We start from the raw sequence: 17,059 nt of genomic DNA, 5'->3' as shown, positions 1-17,059 counted from the left end.
ATTAAGGACACTACTTCATAAGGGCTGGCGGTTTCCGCCAGCCTTTTTTATTGGTCTGCGTTTTCAGGTTGGGGTTCGTGCAGCAGCCCGACCGAGTTGGCGACCAATGCCGATACGGTGGCGTCACTCGTTACATTCGTGAGCGTTCTGCACATGTCCAACGGGCGGTCAACTGCAAAGATTAGCGCCAAACCAGCTTCCGGAATTCCCGCCTGACCCAGGACAATAACCAACATTACAATGCCAGCACTCGGAACGGCTGCTGTACCGATGGATGCCAGCACCGTGGTCACAATGATCATCAGCTGGGTTTGAAGCCCAAGCGCTTCGGGTAGCATCGCCTGCGAAATAAATATGGCCGCGACAGCTTGATAGAGCGCCGTTCCGTCCATATTGATGGTAGCGCCCAAAGGCAATACAAAGCTCGAAACTTCATCGTCAACGCCCAGGTGCTCGGTCACCCGTTCCATCGTCACCGGAAGTGTGGCCGCACTTGAACTGGTGGAAAATGCCAGAAGTTGGGCTGGAGAAATAGCGCGGAAAAAACGTCCCGGAGTTACCTTGGCAATCATATAAAGCAGCGTCGGATAAAATGCGAATATCAGTAAAGCTAGTCCAATCAACACCGTGAGCCCATAGATACCCAACGCTCCTAACGTAGAAAAGTCGGGAATTTCCACCATCAACGCTGCCATCAATGCAAACACACCAATGGGTGCAAACAACATAATGATATCAATAACTTTTAAGATTACATCGTTCAATCCCTTGAAAAAATCGACTACTGGCTTTGACTTCCGCTCGTCGATCATAATAAGCCCAATACCGACCAGGATTACGAAAAAAATCACTTGTAACAAACTCCCATTATCCGTCATTGCACCAAAAAAGTTGTCGGGCACAATATCCACAAGTGGCTGGAGTGGACCTTGTTCCCGAGTAGCCTCCGCTATTTTTATTTTCTCATTCGCTTCGCCCGCGAAGCCCTCAAGCAGGCTTTGCCGCGAGGATTCATTGATAAATAGACCCGGTTTGATTAAATTGGCTAAAACCAATCCTAAGGAAACGGAGCAGGCGGTGGTAAACAAGTAAAACAGGATGGTACGACCACCAAGTTTGGACAATTTAGATATATCTTTCAGATCTGCAAGCCCCACAATAAGCGATACGGCTACAAGGGGAACGGCAATCATCTTAAGCATATTGATAAAAATGGTTCCGAATGGCTTAACCCAATCAACAACAATGCCCTGAAGCCCCCATTCCTTCATCAGGAAACCAACGAACAACCCAAGTAACATTCCAATCAAAATTTTCCAATGTAAAGCCAAACGGTTCATCAATATCTATTATTTCGGTTTATTTGCGATCAATTCTGCAAAAAGCCCAAATGTAATTGTTTTGATCGATTTACGGGGAGACTATTCCATCTTTTTGAGCCGTTTCGATGCCTATTGGCGGCCGTTTTTTCAACGCAATGTAAAAGAACTGGCCGCTCATTGAAAATAATGATGGAAAACCATATATTTGTCACGCTAATTATTATTGTACGAATGGAACAATACAATGCGTATTCTTTTCTGCTTGAGCGCACCGCACGTCGGATAAAGCAGTATGCCCAATACCAATTCAATTACCGGCAATTTGGCATCACGGTGGATCAGTGGACCATACTGAAAAGTCTCCGTCAGCATGCAGATCTTCCGCAAAAGGAATTGGCAGAATGTTGCGGAAAAGACCAGCCTACGCTCACCCGGATTGTGGACTTGCTGGTCAGCAAAGAACTGGTCGAGCGCCGGGCTAACCCGACCGACCGGCGAAGCTATGTAGTCCACTTAACGGCGGCAGGCGAACAGAAAATCGATGAGCTTACCACTTATATCAATGAAATACGCATGCAGGCGTGGAAAAACCTGGACGATTCAGACTTCCAGCACTTGAAACGCATATTGGATACGATATACAGCAATTTGGAAATTAATGAAAATACAAGAAATTCAAACTGAAAGCCGCAAGCTGACGGCCGAAACCAACATAACAACAGACATTTGCATTATCGGAGCTGGCCCCGTCGGGCTGTTCGCGGTATTTGAAGCCGGGCTGCTCAAGATGCGCTGCCACCTTATCGATGCATTGCCGCAGGTGGGTGGCCAGTTGTCTGAAATCTATCCGCACAAGCCCATCTACGACATTCCCGGATATCCTTCGGTCAATGCACAGGAGTTGGTTGACAAGCTGATGGAGCAGATCCAGCCCTTTAACCCATCTTTTACATTGGGCGAACGGGTGGAATCGCTGGAAAAGCAGGCTGACGATTCTTATCTCGTGATAGGTAACGAAGGAACGGTGATCCACGCCGAGGTAGTGGTGATCGCCGGCGGCCTCGGCTCATTCGAACCCCGCAAACCTGAAATTCCCCGGCTGGCCGACTTCGAAGGTTTTGGTGTGAGCTACATGGTGAAAAACCCTGAACATTACCGAGACAAGCGGGTGGTCATCGCCGGAGGCGGGGATTCCGCACTCGACTGGACTGTGTTTCTCAGCGATGTTGCCCGCGAGGTTACACTGGTGCACCGAAGCGATAGCTTCCGAGGGGCTCCCGACTCAGCCGAAAAGGTATTCAACCTTGCCGAGAAAGGAAAAGTCAAGCTGCTGTTGCATAGCAACCTCTCTAGTGTGCATGGAAATGGGCGGCTGAGCCATGTTGGCATTGCTGGCAAAGACAAGAAAGAAACGCTATTGGAAACAGATGCGCTCATCCCATTATTCGGACTAAGCCCGAAATTGGGGCCGATAGCGGATTGGGGACTGCAGATCGAGAAATCAGCCATTGCGGTGAATACCGTCGATTACGCTACCGGCGTTGAACGGATTTACGCCATCGGCGACATCAACACCTACCCCGGTAAGCTGAAACTCATCCTTTGCGGCTTTCATGAGGCGGCGCTGATGGCGCAGAGTGCGTTCAGGTACGTCCACCCAGCGGAAAAACTAAGCTTCAAGTACACGACAGTAAACGGTGTAAACTCCTTCTAATCATTGCAACAATGAACGACAGCATTTATATCGCGGTAGAGAACGAAAGCGGCAAAGTCCGCCAATTGGAAATTCCAAATGGCATCAACCTGAGTTTGATGGAAGTTTTGAAAGCCGCTGAATACGATATACTCGCCACGTGTGGCGGAATGGCGCTTTGCGCCACCTGCCGCATTGAGGTGATCGAGGGAATCGATCGCCTCGAACCGCAAACAGATGCCGAACTTGACATGCTTGACATGTTGCCCGATGCTGGCAGCCATAGCCGGTTAGCTTGTCAGATCAGGCTCGACGCTTCACTGGATGGGCTAAAAATACGGGTATTCGGAAACAATTGATCCGGCAATCCGTTCATAACAAATAGGATAGGTTTAACGAATACGCCAAATGAATAGTCAACAACAGAACCGGTTTCCACGGGTGGTCATCATCGGAGGCGGCTTCGGGGGGATCGAAGTAGCCAAAGGACTGAAAAACAAGGAAGTAGACGTATTATTGCTCGACCGCAATAACCACCATACGTTCCAGCCCCTGCTCTATCAAGTTGCTACCGGCACGCTGGATGCCCCATCCATCGCGTTTCCCCTCCGAAAGATGTTCAGGAAGCAGGAAAATTTTACATTTCGCATTGCCGATGTGCGGGGCATTGATACAACGAACAAATTGCTCGATACTGATATCGGCCCTATCCGGTATGATTACCTCGTCATTGCAACCGGCGCGACGACCAACTTCTTTGGCAACAAAGACCTGGAATATTACGCAATGCCGATGAAGAATGTACGGGAAGCGGTAAACATCCGAAGCTTCTTCCTCCAAAACATCGAGGAAGCCCTGCTCAAGGAAACACCGGAAGAACGTGAGCCATACCTCAATTTTGTGGTAGTGGGCGGCGGCCCGACAGGGGTGGAACTCTCCGGGGCAATTGCCGAGCTCCGCAATCATATTCTCAGCAAGGATTACCCCGAACTCAAGAAGGAGGACATGAACGTCTACCTCGTCGAAGGACTGCCTAAGGTGTTGGCCAACTTATCACCACAGGCCTCCGAAAAAGCGGAACTGTATCTCAGGGAGCTTGGGGTCAAGGTATTACTGAATGTACAGGTAACCGGATACAACGGTGATGAAATTACCTTTGCCGATGGCCAGTGCGTTAAAACGAAAACGGTACTCTGGTCTGCCGGTGTGATGGGTCAGTTCCCGGCCGGAATCAGCCAGGAAATCGTCGTCAGGGGAAACCGTATCCGCGTCGATGAGGAATGCCGGGTGATTGGGATGAAAGACATCTTCGCCATCGGCGATGTAGCGGCGATGGTTACCGACGATCTGCCGCGCGGCCACCCCGGCGTAGCGCCCGTAGCCCAGCAGCAAGGACGGTTTCTCGCCAAAAACATTATGCGGATTATCAATGGCCAGCCTACGGAACAATTCAAGTATTTCGACAAGGGCTCTATGGCTACCATCGGCCGCAATAAGGCCGTGGTCGACATCGGGAAAGTGCGCTTTCAAGGATTCTTTGCCTGGTGGGTGTGGATGTTCGTCCACCTCATGTCCCTCGTGGGCTTCCGGAACCGCGTGGTCACGTTTATCAATTGGGCGATCAACTACATTACATTCAATGCGGGTATCCGGTTGATCATCCATAAATATCAGCGGCCGCCAAGGTATTCCGAAGAGCTGAAACAGCTGAGCGACACCATGAAATGATGTGCTGTTCCTAGTTCTATAGCGGTACGCCGCGCACGCAAAACTTGCATGCATTCCGCGGAATCGCTATTTTGCAGCGATGGATAACAAGACAATAGCGAAAACCATAAAACGGTATGCGCAGCTGATGGAGCTGCATGGCGAAAACCCATTCCGCACGAAAGCCATTGCGGCCACCGCATATAAGCTGGACAAACTGCCCTTCGCCATTACTTCACACAGCATCGAAGCGTTAAGTGAAGTACCCGGAATCGGCAAGAGCACCGCCCAAAAAATTGAGTCGTTGCTGTCTACCGGCTCTTTCCCCGAATTGGACCGGTTACGTGCAGCCACACCCGAAGGCATTTTTGATATGCTGACCATCAATGGACTGGGCCCCAAAAAAATACAGGTCATCTGGAAAACATTAGGGATCGAAACCGTTGGCGAACTTTACTATGCTTGCAATGAGAACCGATTGATCGAAGCCAAGGGTTTCGGATCAAAAACCCAGGAAGAAATCAAGAGTGCTATTGAGTTTTCCATCGCGAACCAAGGGTGGTTTCTGTATGCCAAGGCAGAACCCTTGGCTGATGACGTGCTGACGGCGTTGCGGGAATTGCTACCCGATGGGCGTAAGGTCTCCTATACGGGCGACTTCCGGCGAAAATGCGAGGTACTCCAGTCGATCGACATTCTTGTAGAGGCATCCAGGAGCGAACTGGTCGACGCCATTGGGGGAATCAGCTCGCTATTCATCCTGACATTGGACGACCCGCTTCAGATCGAGGCCAAAACCGATACCGGCATCGGCTTCCGCTTCCTCGCAACGGACCCTCCCTCCTTCCATCGCCAGCTACTTATTTCGACAGGATCCGACAGGCATCTGGAGCAATTGGACGAACGGCTGGCCGAAAGCCAGTTGCCCGAATTCGATTCGGAAGAGGCCATCTATCAATCACTGGGCCTGCAGTACATCGAGCCTGAGCTGCGCGAGGGCACCAATGAGATTGCCCTGGCTGCCTCAGGTGGCCTTCCGGAACTGATTCATTATGCCGACCTACGCGGCACCCTCCACAACCACAGCACATACAGCGACGGGGTAAACACGCTGGAAGAGATGGCGAGCTATTGCCGTGATCAGCTGCGTCTTGAATACCTGGGCATATGCGACCATTCCAAAAGCGCCGTTTACGCCAAAGGGCTATCCAGCGAGCGGGTCATGGAACAATGGGCGGAAATCGATGCCCTCAATGCACGGTTCGCCCCGTTCCGCATCTTCAAGGGGATCGAGTCGGATATCCTCGCCGATGGTTCGTTGGATTACCCGGATGATGTCCTTGCCGGTTTCGACTTTGTAGTCGCTTCCGTGCATTCCAATTTTCAAATGGACTCCGGAAAAGCGACCGCCCGACTGATCAAGGCTATCGAAAATCCGTACACAACCATCCTAGGGCACCCCACCGGCCGTTTGCTTTTAAGCCGGTCGGGCTATCCGGTCGACTACGCCCGCATTGTCGACGCCTGTGCTGCCAACGGTGTCGTCATCGAAATCAACGCCAATCCGTTGCGCCTGGATCTCGACTGGCGATGGCACCGCTATGCGGTGGAAAAAGGCGTAATGCTGTCCATCAACCCCGATGCCCACCGCAACAGCGGATTCCATGACATGCAATACGGAGTGTATGCTGCACGCAAAGGGGGCATCACCGCCGCCGACTGCCTCAACACGTTTACCGCCGAACAGATCGGCGACTATTTTATACAGCGTAAACAGCGTTGATGTAGTGGAAGCTGTGGTTTTCAGCTGCTCACTGCATATGCACGCGAAAGCGGATCGGAGCAGCATGCCAAGGGCTAGTCCGGTTAATTTCTGCAAATAACTAGGCAAAAAACTACAAGCCGTTGTCCCTTGCGGCATTTACTTTTACCCGCAATCTTTAGTACCTTTATGCCCACCATGTTTGACAGCAAAACGTATCATGCACGCAGGGACATCCTAAGAAAAAGGACGCCATCAGGTCTCATCTTGTTGCTGGGCAACGAAGAGAGCCCCATTAATTTTCGGGACAACACCTATCCCTTTAGGCAAGACAGCACATTCTTGTATTATTTTGGTATATCTGCCCCCAGCCTGGCGGCGATAATCGACGTCGATGAGGGTCGTACCACCGTTTTCGGTGACGAGTTGACCATGGATCAAATCATTTGGATGGGCCGCCTGGAAACCTTAAAGGAGAAAGCCCGCAAAGCAGGGGTAACCGACACCATGCCGTCGGGCGCCCTGGCAGGGAGCATCCAACATGCTTTGCAGCGCGGTAGGCCGGTGCACTTCCTTCCTCCCTACCGACCCGCCAATGCCCTGAAGTTGTCTCGACTGACCGGAATTCCCATGGAGCAGCTCGCGCAGTCGGCATCTATCGAGCTGATCAAAGGGGTGGTCGCCCAGCGTTCCATCAAATCGGCTGAGGAAATAGCCGAAATCGAAAAGGCCGTGCATACCAGTGCCGCCATGCATATGGCCGCCATGCGGTTAGCGCGCCCGGGCTTGAGCGAACAACGGCTCGCTGCTGAAGTGCAGTACACCGCGCATCAGGCCGGACATACGCTGGCCTATCCCACCATCCTGACCGTACGCGGCGAAGTCCTGCACAACCACCACTACGGCAACACACTGCGGGAGGGACAGCTGGTGCTTAATGATTCGGGCGCCGAGACCGCCATGGGCTACGCGGGCGACCTCACGCGCACGTTCCCGGCAGGCAAGCGATTTACGCCAGTCCAGAAAGAGGCCTATGAAATCGTGCTCAACGCCCTTCATACGGCCACGCAAGCACTGAAACCGGGCATCCGCTATCTCGATATCCACTTCCTCTCCTGCCGCATGCTGGTGGAAGGGCTGAAGGGCTTGGGACTGATGCGGGGCGATGCAGCAGAAGCCGTGGAAGCTGGTGCACATACGTTGTTTTTCCAGTGCGGCACGGGGCACATGATGGGGCTCGACGTACACGACATGGAAGACCTCGGCGAGCAATACGTCGGTTACACCGATGCGCTGCCGAAAGATACTTCGACATTCGGGCTGAAGTCCCTCCGCCTCGGCAGGGAATTGGAAGCCGGCCATGTGGTTACCGTGGAGCCGGGGCTGTATTTCATTCCTGAGCTGCTTGACCGCTGGAAATCGGAAAACAAGCTTGCGCAATTTATCGACTACGGCAAGGCAGAAGCCTTTCGCGACTTCGGAGGCATCCGCATCGAAGATGATATGCTGATTACCGGCACCGGGTTCCGCATTCTGGGGACACCGCTTGCCAAAACCGCGTCGGAAATCGAAGAAATTCGGTCAGCCGCGTTTTGAGGTTAGGCTGCCGACTGATATAAAGAGAAAAGAAGAACCATGAGTGTAACGATATACCTTGTCCGTTTAGCCTTGCGCTGCTGCGCCCTGCTCGCCCTATTGCTGACCTATCATCAAGCTATCCATGCGCAATTTCGGCAACAGACCATATGGTCCGAAGACGGTAATGCCCTCATCCGCGCGGTAGGCGGTGAAATTGTCCAAGAGTCGGTGGCCAGCCGCGGACAGCGGACCGTCCTGGCCGCCAAGGCTGATCTCAAACCTGCCGGAAGTGATACGTCCCTTACCGTCCGCCGGTTTGCGCTATCGGCAGACCGCAGCAAAATCCTCATCAACACCAATACCAGACGGGTGTGGCGCTACGACACCCGCGGCGACTACTGGGTCTACCAACGGCACGACAAGACGCTGCGGAAGTTGGGAAACGGCCTGCCGGAATCGTCCCTGATGTATGCCAAATTTTCGCCTGACGGCCTCCGGGTGGCTTACGTAAGCGGTCATAACCTTTACATGGAAGACCTCGCCTCCGGAAAGGTTACCCCGCTAACCTCCGACGGTACGGATCGCATCATACATGGTACGTTCGACTGGGCTTATGAGGAAGAATTTGGCTGCCGGGATGGGTTCCGTTGGTCGCCCGACGGCAAAAAAATTGCTTATTGGACCATTGATGCGCAAACAATCCGCAATTTCCTGATGATCAACAACACCGATTCGGCCTACTCCTATACCATCCCCGTGGAATATCCCAAAGTGGGCGAAGCACCCAGCGGCGCCTTTATCTCCGTGGTGGATATAAGCAGTGGTCAAACGGTGAAGATGGATATACCCGGAGATCCGGTGCAGCATTACCTGCCACGCATGGAGTGGGCAGCCAACAGCAACGAGCTGATCGTCCAACAGCTCAATCGCAAGCAACAGGAAAGCAACCTCTACATCGCCGGTGCTGCAGACGGCAAATGCACACGCATATACCATGAAACGGATGATGCTTGGATTGACAGCAAGGCGCGTTGGAACAACGACGATCCCACCGGATGGGAATGGATAAACGATGGAAAGGAATTTATCTGGGTAAGTGAGAAGGACGGCTGGCGCCATCTGTACCGTGTGGACCGCAAGGGCCGCGAAAAACGCATCACCCTTGGCGAATATGACGTCATCGGCATCGACCTGATCGATGAACCCAATGGCTATATCTATTTTTCCGCGTCTCCGGAAAACGCCACACAGCGATACCTCTACCGGGTTAAACTCAACGGGGGCTCTGCCGAACGGGTTACCCCCGAGGACATGAATGGCACGCACCAGTACACCTTGTCGCCCAACGGTAAAATCGCCTTGCACCAATTTAGCAGCCATACCGCTATCAGCCGCGGCAATACCGTAAGCCTGCCAGACCACAAGATACTCGTTGAGGGCCAGCGAAATGAACTACCACCAGATGCACCTAAAACCGAGTTTTTCAGGGTAACTACCGCTGACGGCGTAGAAATGGATGGATGGATGGTGAAACCCACGGAGTTCGACCCGTCAAAAAAGTATCCGGTGGTTTTCTATGTGTACGGCGAACCCGCCGGACAAACGGTCACCGATATGTTTGGAGCCGGCGGCAACCATCTGTACCAAGGCAGTATGGCCGATGATGGCTATCTCTATATTTCCGTGGAAAACCGCGGAACACCGGCGCCGAAGGGACGCGAATGGCGCAAAGCCATTTATAAAAACATCGGCATCCTCAACATCCGCGACCAAGCCATGGCGGCTAAGGAAATTTTGCAATGGCCGTTCGTCGACTCCTCCCGCGTAGCGGTATGGGGATGGAGCGGCGGTGGTTCTTCCACGCTCAATCTGCTCTTCCAATACCCTGATATCTATCAGACCGGTATTGCTGTTGCAGCTGTAGCCGACCAATTGATGTACGACAACATTTATCAGGAACGCTATATGGGCCTCCCGCAGGAAAATCCGGAACCTTTCATCCAGGGTTCGCCCGTGACCCACGCCAGGCACCTCCGGGGCAATCTGCTTTATATCCATGGCACGGCAGACGACAATGTGCACTACCAGAACGCGGAACTGCTCATCAACGAACTGGTGAGGCACAACAGGCAGTTCTCGCTCATGTCATACCCCAACCGCAGCCATAGCATCAGTGAAGGGGAAGGCACCGGAGCACACCTTTCCACGTTATACACTAATTTCCTGAAGCAGCATTGCCCGCCCGGTGGAAGGTGATGTTGGAGACAACATACACGACCCAACAGACTTTGAAATGGAAAGCAGAAAACATAAACAAGCAATGAAACGAATACTTGCGCTGATCTTTTTTGTGTCCGCCGCGGTTGACGGATATTCCCAGTTGATGAAAGCCCGCGAAATCTTCAGCCGGGGTGATTCGCTGCGCGGGCAGCTTACGCCCTTGCGCACCTGCTATGACATTAATTATTATCACCTCGACGTCAAAGTGGATCCTGATAAACGGTACATCAGCGGTTCCAACCTATTCCAATTTACCGCAACGGAAGACTTTACGCGTTTGCAAGTTGATCTCTTTGACAACCTGCGAATCGACAGCGTGGTATACCATGGTCAGGTGCTGCCGTTCAGACGCGAATACCACGCCGTATTCATCGATTTCCCTCAGCCCATCCGCAAAGGACAATCGGATACGTTCACCGTGTATTACGCGGGTCACCCGGTACAGGCAAAGCGTGCACCGTGGGATGGCGGTTTTGACTTCAAGAAAGACAGCAATGGCAAACACTGGATAGCCACTGCTTGTCAAGGATTGGGCGCCAGCGTGTGGTGGCCCAACAAGGATCACCAGTCTGATGAGGTGGACAGCATGCTCATCAGCATCAGCGTACCCAACGGCTTGATCAATGTGTCCAATGGCCGGTTCAGGGGCAGCCACGACCTCGGCAATGGGTATACCCGGTTCGACTGGTTTGTCAGCAACCCCATCAATAACTACAACGTGGCAGCAAACATCGGCGATTATGTCCATTTCGCCGACACGTTTCAGGGAGAAAGTGGTGTCCTCGACCTTGACTACTGGGTGCTGCGCGAAAACAAAGGCAAAGCGAAACCCCATTTCGATGCCAACGTAAAGCCCATGCTCCGGGCTTTTGAACACTGGTTCGGACCGTACCCGTTTTATGAAGATGGATTCAAACTTGTGGAAACCGCCCACCTTGGCATGGAACACCAGAGCGCCATTGCCTACGGCAATAAATACCAGAACGGCTACCTCGGCCGGGACGGCTCCGGCACAGGCTGGGGAACCAAATGGGATTTTATCATTGTCCATGAGGCAGGGCATGAATGGTTTGGTAATAACATCACCTCCAACGACCTCGCCGATATGTGGATACACGAGAGTTTCACCAACTATTCCGAATCGCTGTATATCGACTACCACTTCGGGAAACAGGCGGGACAGGAATACGTGCACGGCAACCGAGGAGGTATCCAAAACCTTACTCCGCTTATCGGCACTTATCACGTGAATAAAGAAGGGTCGGGCGACATGTACAATAAGGGCGGCGTACTCCACAACATGGTGCGCACAGTCATCGATGACGACGAGAAATGGCGGCAGATCCTGCGGGGGCTCAACAAGCAATTTTACCACAGCACCGTAGATTACGAAGACATCGTTGGCTACATCAGTGAACAATCCGGCAAGGACGTTTCCAATATCTATGCCCAGTATGTACGGCACCCGAACATTCCTACGCTGGAGTTCTTCTTTGGCCCTGAAGGCAAGGCATTCTGCCGTTGGATTGCCGATGAACCGAATTTCGACATGCCGGTGCGCATCCGGATTAAAGGCGGCGAATACCGCTTCATCCAACCCACACGGCGCACCACGCCGATCGATATCCCAGGTTTGACACGAGATAACCTGGAGGTCGACACCTTCAATTTTTACATCGGCGTGCTGGTCAACGAATAAGGGTCAAGGTTTAGCCAATATCGCTTTCCGGTGATCAAGGGTGTGCACGCGGTTGAAGAATTCGCTGAATGCAGCGTATTGCGACGCCGGGAAAGTGCCTTCATGGAGAATGAAATTTCGGGAGTACATAAGCTTGCTTCCGTCTTGCTCCATGACGGCCCTGTATTGCCCGAACGGGCTGTTGATCTCTTCTTCCCATCCGCCTGAAGCCAACACATAGCCGTCCGGCAACATATAAGTAATCCTGTCTTCATCCGTATATCCCCGATTGATGTAAACAGGAAGCGTCCTGTTTTTTATGGCCGGAACTGTACGGGCACGGTTGAACAAATTGGAAATCAAAAATACCTGTCCGCTGTTTTCTGGGGCATATTTCCGCAATGTCAGATCAAAGGCTTCGACCAGCATAGGCGATTCCGCCGCAGTCTTTTGGTACGCTATGTTCGCAAAGTCGATATGATCGATATCATAGGCCGCTTTCAGCAATTTCACCTGTTCCGTGCCGCTGTTATCCGCAATATCCATATGGTGTGCATACTGCCCTGCGGCAAATTCCGTTTGTACGTTGCCGGACAGTGTGCCGTCTTCGGCCAATGTCAGTACAGCTTGCCTGTGCTGTGTGCTCGCCTCTGGGGTATACCGCGGTGTGCGCAGGAGTTTACCGCCCTGGGGTGTACAGGCCCATACCAGCCGGTCGTCGGTAAATGAGCCCAAAAAACCAAATGGTAAGCGCTGACTGGTACATTCCAGCCAGGTCGTGTCACCTTCAAACGGCAGGCATAGAATGACGTGGTTGCCCTGCTCCATTCCTGCAAAATCAGGTTGCATATCGCGCTTAACGTCTCCCGCCTGCACCACACAGTAGTACGACGGAATACCGGCTACATTCAGCAGTGCCTGCATGTAGTTGACCAGCCCCTTGCAGTCGCCATAGCCCAGCCGGTCTACCTCACTTGCCGTCATCGGCTTGAAGCCACCGATACCGATCTGCACACTGACATAGCGCGTTTTACGCTGGAGATAGGCATACAGTGCCGCGGCCTTTTCCTTATCGGACGCTAATCCCGAGATCAGGTGGCGGACCTCTCCTACCGTGCGCTCTGGAAGTGCCGATCTATCTGTTAGCAGCGCGTCATAGACCCATCTGCCTAATTCGTCCCAATCCGAATACCGGCCTACTCGCTTGTAATAACTGAACTCAACAGGGGCTATTCGTACCCACGTGCAATAAGTCGCCGGATCAGGGCTGTACGGCTCGCGGCGCCTGGCAGGGAGATCGCCTACTTCCCATGTCGTGGACTTCCGTCCGCCAAGTTCGCCCGATATGGGTTCACCGTCATAGTTTATGGCTTTAATACGTACCTGATCGCCAGACCCGCAGATAAACGTATACTGGCTGTGCTGAACCGCAACATCCGGATACGCATCCGGCCGCCACGCCGGCAAGATGAGGTTCTGCTTCAGTTCCAGTTCGTATTCATACTCCACGGTGTAAGGGTAATGCATCATAGCCGGCAAAAAATGCTTCATCCGATTGTCTTCATACAAAGAGAAACTGCTTACCGCACTTTCATCGGAAAAATCCCGTTGTGTAAACCTTCCGGTTTGAAACCCTTCCGCATCAAATACCCGCCCGGCAATACGTCTGATCGTCGTGCTTTTGTCATAGTAAATGACCAGACGGGCCCTGTTTTCGCCACCACGGTTGAACACCGTGACCGCCTGTTTGACAAAGTAGCGTACTTTAGTAGGCCCCTGCATATCCACCGTAATCGTCTGATGGCGCACCACGGCATCCGCGCCAGACTTCAGCATATTCGGTATGGCTTCCACCGCATATTCCGATTGCGCGTACGCCCCATAAACCGCAACTATCGACGCGAGTGTCAATAAATAGCTCAGCTGTTTCATCGTGTCTCCGTTTTGCGCAATACAATATCGATTTTCTCCTGCTGAATGATGCGGCTGAAGAATTCCTTCAGGGAAAAGTAGCTTTCCGGTGGGTAAATCGCTTGACTAAGTGCGAGCAACTGCGAAAAAGTAAGCGTGTCGTCAGCCAACTTGATTTGCGTGAGGTATCTGCCTCCCTTATTTTCTAGCGCCATGTTGTAATCGTCGGGCCCCGATACCAACACATATGTGCCGGGCAGTTTGATGGTCAACTGCACCCGGTCTTCGCGCGCCGCTCCCATATCCACAGGGTACGTTCGCTCGTCGAGATTGAAGGGGTTTTTACCCATTCGGTTAAGGAAAAACGGATTGAAGAAAAACGCTGCATCATCCAATTGATCATACAGTTTCATTGCTACTTCATAGCGCTCCACCAACGGCTCATCCATATTCTCCGTTCCGATGATCTCCCCTTTTACGATATCGAAGCCAACTGTCCGCTCATCCACGTGATCGATATAATCCTCAATCGTATTAAAATTGGCGAGTTCCCGTCGCTTATGCAGCGCGGCATAGCCATGACTGTGGGTCATCAGTTGCCCGTTGAGCGTCCCATCCGGAAGCAACTCGCCTGTAAGTGTGTATTGGGTGGTCGACCGCAGGGATGACGTGGGTTCGATCCAGTACGAAGGTTCCTTAAGGGGAATCACCCGGGCCTTGCCGTTGATGCAGTGCAGGGGAAGCAGGCCGAAGGGCAGCAGCGGATCTGTGGCGTCCAACAGGTAATCGCGGTCGTCGATGCTGACCTTGGCCACCACGTAGTTGAAGTCGCTCAACACCGGGTGCACGTTATTTACAACCCCGTTGTCGCGCGTAGACAGGATGACCGCCTCGGCATCCAGTCCGGCCGCCCGCAGCCCCGCGATTAAGGTGAGATTAATATCGCCGACATTGCCCGATCCGCGCTCAAGCGCATGCTTGACGCCGTTTTCGCTGTATTTGCCCAGATAACGGTTCCACTTTATGTTCTTTTGCACATGGCGGTATAATGCCTTGGCTTTGCCGAGGTCATCCGGCACATCGTTTAAGAGCTCCGGCAGCAGGGATTTAAACAAATGATCTCGCTTTATTTGTCCGCCAAAGTCGGGATTGGTTACCAGCTCACGGTCCACGTCGCGCCACTCCTTGGTTATTTTTATATTGCTTCCGTTGAGCCTATACATATCAGACAACTCGAAATAAATAGCTGATTTAAAATTACTTGAAGCAGTCATATAATCTTCAACTACAAATGCAGGGATGTCGCGCATACCATAGATCATATGGGAGCAATCAATATCACGGCCCGCTATCCGGAAAGCCCCTCGGGCGATTTTGCCATCCTGGGTTGTGAGCGGATACGGACCCCGCAGGATAACGTTATAGGTATACATGCCCGGTATGATGGCCTCAAATGTGCTATTGATTTTGGGGATATCATCCTGCAGGTGCCATGTCTTGAAATTGAAAATATGAGGCGAAACCAAGCGATAGCTGTATTCGATGATACTTCCATCCTGAAGATTTGGAAAAGTAAATTTCGTGTACGTCAGGTATTTGGTTGCATTCTCCTTGTACACCTGCCCCTTATCCAACGGGATGGAAACTATCCGTCCGTCCACGATATTGATGGTTACGGCCTTGATGTCAGATAAAACGTCTGCCCGCTCACCGCTTTCGTCCTTATAAGCCGGCAGTACGATATCGGCATGCTTGTAACCGTCCCGGTTGAACAGCTTAATGCGCACATGGTAATCGACCACCAACTCCGTGTAGCCCCGCGTATCGTTGTACACCATCGAGGCCCTACCGTATTCATTTAATACCGCCGCGTTAGAAAAACTGTCGAGGTCATTTTTGGCCAGCTTGAGATCTTCCGATGTAAGCGAACCAAACGCAAAATCTTGCGCCATCAATCCGTAATGAAACAGAACGTAAAGGGCTAAGGTTAAATAGGTTTTTACCATGGTTGGAATAAATCAATGTTACTGGCTAAAGTTATCAGTTTTTTTGGTAGGTTTGCACATTATTTAAAAATTCGTATCATCATTTCATTATTTGCCGGATGGGCTTATTTAACTGGTTTACACAAGAAGTTGCTATTGATTTAGGCACGGCCAACACACTGATTATCCACAACGACAAGGTAGTGGTGGATGAACCGTCGATTGTCGCCTTTGACCGGACCACCAATAAGGTGATCGCGATAGGTCGGCAGGCCATGCAGATGGAAGGTAAGACACACGATAATATCCGCACGGTAAGGCCATTGAAGGATGGGGTGATTGCCGACTTCAACGCGGCTGAGCACATGATCCGCGGCATGATCAAGATGGTCAACAATGGTAAGGGTTGGTTCTTTCCGTCGTTGCGCATGGTCATCTGTATTCCATCGGGTATTACCGAAGTTGAAAAACGGGCGGTACGCGATTCAGCCGAGATAGCCGGAGCCAAGGAAGTATATTTGGTGCATGAGCCGATGGCTGCTGCCGTGGGTATCGGCATTGACGTGGAAGAGCCGATGGGCAACATGGTCATTGATATCGGCGGCGGCACCACTGAAATTGCTGTCATCGCGTTATCGGGCATCGTCTGCGACCAATCCATCCGTGTAGCGGGGGATAACTTCGATTCCGATATTGTGCAATATATCCGGCGGCAGCACAACATCATGATTGGCGACCGCACAGCGGAAAAAATAAAGATCGAGGTAGGCTCTGCCCTACCCGAACTTCAGGACCCTCCGGGGGATTTTGCGGTACAGGGCCGCGACCTGATGACGGGCGTACCCAAGCAGATCACCGTCTCGTACACCGAAATTGCCCATTGCCTCGATAAATCCATTTCCAAAATCGAGGAGGCGATCCTCAAAGCGTTGGAGATTACGCCTCCCGAACTCTCAGCAGACATCTATCAGACGGGAATATACCTCACCGGAGGCGGAGCATTGCTTCGTGGACTGGACAAGCGTATTCAGGCAAAAACGAAGCTGCCTGTACACGTAGCGGAAGATCCATTGCGTGCCGTGGTGCGCGGTACCGGCATCGCATTGAAAAACATCGGCACGTTCAAGTTCCTGATGCAATAGA

The 17,059-nt window shown here is 52.1% G+C and carries 12 protein-coding genes; 9 read left to right on the top strand and 3 right to left on the bottom strand.

Going from position 1 to position 17,059, the window contains the following annotated elements; all coding sequences use genetic code 11:
* Positions 1-47: 47 nt before the first annotated feature.
* On the bottom strand, positions 48-1,340 hold the full coding sequence (locus ACFOET_RS07010; protein ID WP_379020982.1) for a dicarboxylate/amino acid:cation symporter: 1,293 nt from the start codon (positions 1,338-1,340) through the stop codon (positions 48-50).
* 213 nt (positions 1,341-1,553) lie between these two features.
* Here ACFOET_RS07010 and ACFOET_RS07005 point away from each other — a divergent pair, with 213 nt between their 5' ends.
* From ACFOET_RS07005 to ACFOET_RS06970, 8 genes are all read left to right on the top strand, one after another.
* Positions 1,554-2,006 (top strand): MarR family winged helix-turn-helix transcriptional regulator, encoded by a 453-nt coding sequence (locus ACFOET_RS07005; protein ID WP_379020980.1) that lies wholly within the window; start codon positions 1,554-1,556, stop codon positions 2,004-2,006.
* On the top strand, positions 1,981-3,036 hold the full coding sequence (locus tag ACFOET_RS07000) for an NAD(P)/FAD-dependent oxidoreductase (RefSeq protein WP_379020978.1): 1,056 nt from the start codon (positions 1,981-1,983) through the stop codon (positions 3,034-3,036). The genes ACFOET_RS07005 and ACFOET_RS07000 overlap by 26 nt, the downstream gene beginning before the upstream one ends.
* A gap of 11 nt (positions 3,037-3,047) precedes the next feature.
* The gene (locus ACFOET_RS06995; RefSeq protein ID WP_379020976.1) at positions 3,048-3,374 is read left to right on the top strand and encodes a 2Fe-2S iron-sulfur cluster-binding protein; all 327 of its coding nucleotides are present in this window, start codon (positions 3,048-3,050) and stop codon (positions 3,372-3,374) included.
* 49 nt (positions 3,375-3,423) lie between these two features.
* On the top strand, positions 3,424-4,743 hold the full coding sequence (locus ACFOET_RS06990; protein WP_379020974.1) for an NAD(P)/FAD-dependent oxidoreductase: 1,320 nt from the start codon (positions 3,424-3,426) through the stop codon (positions 4,741-4,743).
* Between the two features lie 79 nt (positions 4,744-4,822).
* The gene (locus tag ACFOET_RS06985; protein ID WP_379020972.1) at positions 4,823-6,505 is read left to right on the top strand and encodes a helix-hairpin-helix domain-containing protein; all 1,683 of its coding nucleotides are present in this window, start codon (positions 4,823-4,825) and stop codon (positions 6,503-6,505) included.
* A 177-nt stretch (positions 6,506-6,682) separates the two neighbouring features.
* Complete coding sequence (locus tag ACFOET_RS06980; RefSeq protein ID WP_379020970.1) at positions 6,683-8,080, top strand: aminopeptidase P family protein; 1,398 nt, start codon at positions 6,683-6,685, stop codon at positions 8,078-8,080.
* Between the two features lie 39 nt (positions 8,081-8,119).
* A complete protein-coding gene (locus tag ACFOET_RS06975) occupies positions 8,120-10,318 on the top strand; it encodes a S9 family peptidase (protein WP_379020968.1) in 2,199 nt (732 codons plus the stop codon).
* A gap of 64 nt (positions 10,319-10,382) precedes the next feature.
* Positions 10,383-12,041 (top strand): M1 family metallopeptidase, encoded by a 1,659-nt coding sequence (locus ACFOET_RS06970; RefSeq protein WP_379020967.1) that lies wholly within the window; start codon positions 10,383-10,385, stop codon positions 12,039-12,041.
* A gap of 3 nt (positions 12,042-12,044) precedes the next feature.
* Here the strand turns inward: ACFOET_RS06970 and ACFOET_RS06965 are convergent, their stop codons facing one another.
* Positions 12,045-13,952 (bottom strand): DUF3857 domain-containing transglutaminase family protein, encoded by a 1,908-nt coding sequence (locus ACFOET_RS06965; protein WP_379020965.1) that lies wholly within the window; start codon positions 13,950-13,952, stop codon positions 12,045-12,047.
* Positions 13,949-15,883 carry a transglutaminase domain-containing protein gene (locus ACFOET_RS06960; RefSeq protein WP_379020963.1) on the bottom strand — a complete coding sequence of 645 codons (1,935 nt, stop codon included), beginning with the start codon at positions 15,881-15,883 and terminating at the stop codon, positions 13,949-13,951. Before ACFOET_RS06960 ends, ACFOET_RS06965 begins: the two co-directional genes overlap by 4 nt.
* Positions 15,884-16,035: 152 nt before the next feature.
* On the opposite strand from ACFOET_RS06960, the gene ACFOET_RS06955 reads away from it, so the two are divergent.
* Positions 16,036-17,058, top strand: a complete 1,023-nt coding sequence (locus tag ACFOET_RS06955) for a rod shape-determining protein (protein WP_379020962.1) — start codon at positions 16,036-16,038, stop codon at positions 17,056-17,058.
* The last annotated feature ends 1 nt before the right edge of the window (position 17,059 follow it).

The organism is Parapedobacter deserti (assembly GCF_042646065.1).
Taxonomy (GTDB): Bacteria; Bacteroidota; Bacteroidia; order Sphingobacteriales; family Sphingobacteriaceae; genus Parapedobacter; species Parapedobacter deserti.
The sequence above is the reverse complement of the archived record's forward strand: the minus strand, read 5'-3'. Positions and strand labels throughout refer to the sequence as shown.

What these genes read in the sequence shown, in the direction of transcription:
- ACFOET_RS06975 (WP_379020968.1), top strand. Translation starts at nt 8,120, where the DNA reads ATGAGTGTAACGATATACCTTGTCCGTTTAGCCTTGCGCTGCTGCGCC.
- ACFOET_RS06965 (WP_379020965.1), bottom strand. Translation starts at nt 13,952, where the DNA reads ATGAAACAGCTGAGCTATTTATTGACACTCGCGTCGATAGTTGCGGTT.
- ACFOET_RS06990 (WP_379020974.1), top strand. Translation starts at nt 3,424, where the DNA reads ATGAATAGTCAACAACAGAACCGGTTTCCACGGGTGGTCATCATCGGA.
- ACFOET_RS06995 (WP_379020976.1), top strand. Translation starts at nt 3,048, where the DNA reads ATGAACGACAGCATTTATATCGCGGTAGAGAACGAAAGCGGCAAAGTC.
- ACFOET_RS06955 (WP_379020962.1), top strand. Translation starts at nt 16,036, where the DNA reads ATGGGCTTATTTAACTGGTTTACACAAGAAGTTGCTATTGATTTAGGC.
- ACFOET_RS07010 (WP_379020982.1), bottom strand. Translation starts at nt 1,340, where the DNA reads ATGAACCGTTTGGCTTTACATTGGAAAATTTTGATTGGAATGTTACTT.
- ACFOET_RS06980 (WP_379020970.1), top strand. Translation starts at nt 6,683, where the DNA reads ATGTTTGACAGCAAAACGTATCATGCACGCAGGGACATCCTAAGAAAA.
- ACFOET_RS07005 (WP_379020980.1), top strand. Translation starts at nt 1,554, where the DNA reads ATGGAACAATACAATGCGTATTCTTTTCTGCTTGAGCGCACCGCACGT.
- ACFOET_RS06960 (WP_379020963.1), bottom strand. Translation starts at nt 15,883, where the DNA reads ATGGCGCAAGATTTTGCGTTTGGTTCGCTTACATCGGAAGATCTCAAG.
- ACFOET_RS06985 (WP_379020972.1), top strand. Translation starts at nt 4,823, where the DNA reads ATGGATAACAAGACAATAGCGAAAACCATAAAACGGTATGCGCAGCTG.
- ACFOET_RS07000 (WP_379020978.1), top strand. Translation starts at nt 1,981, where the DNA reads ATGAAAATACAAGAAATTCAAACTGAAAGCCGCAAGCTGACGGCCGAA.
- ACFOET_RS06970 (WP_379020967.1), top strand. Translation starts at nt 10,383, where the DNA reads ATGAAACGAATACTTGCGCTGATCTTTTTTGTGTCCGCCGCGGTTGAC.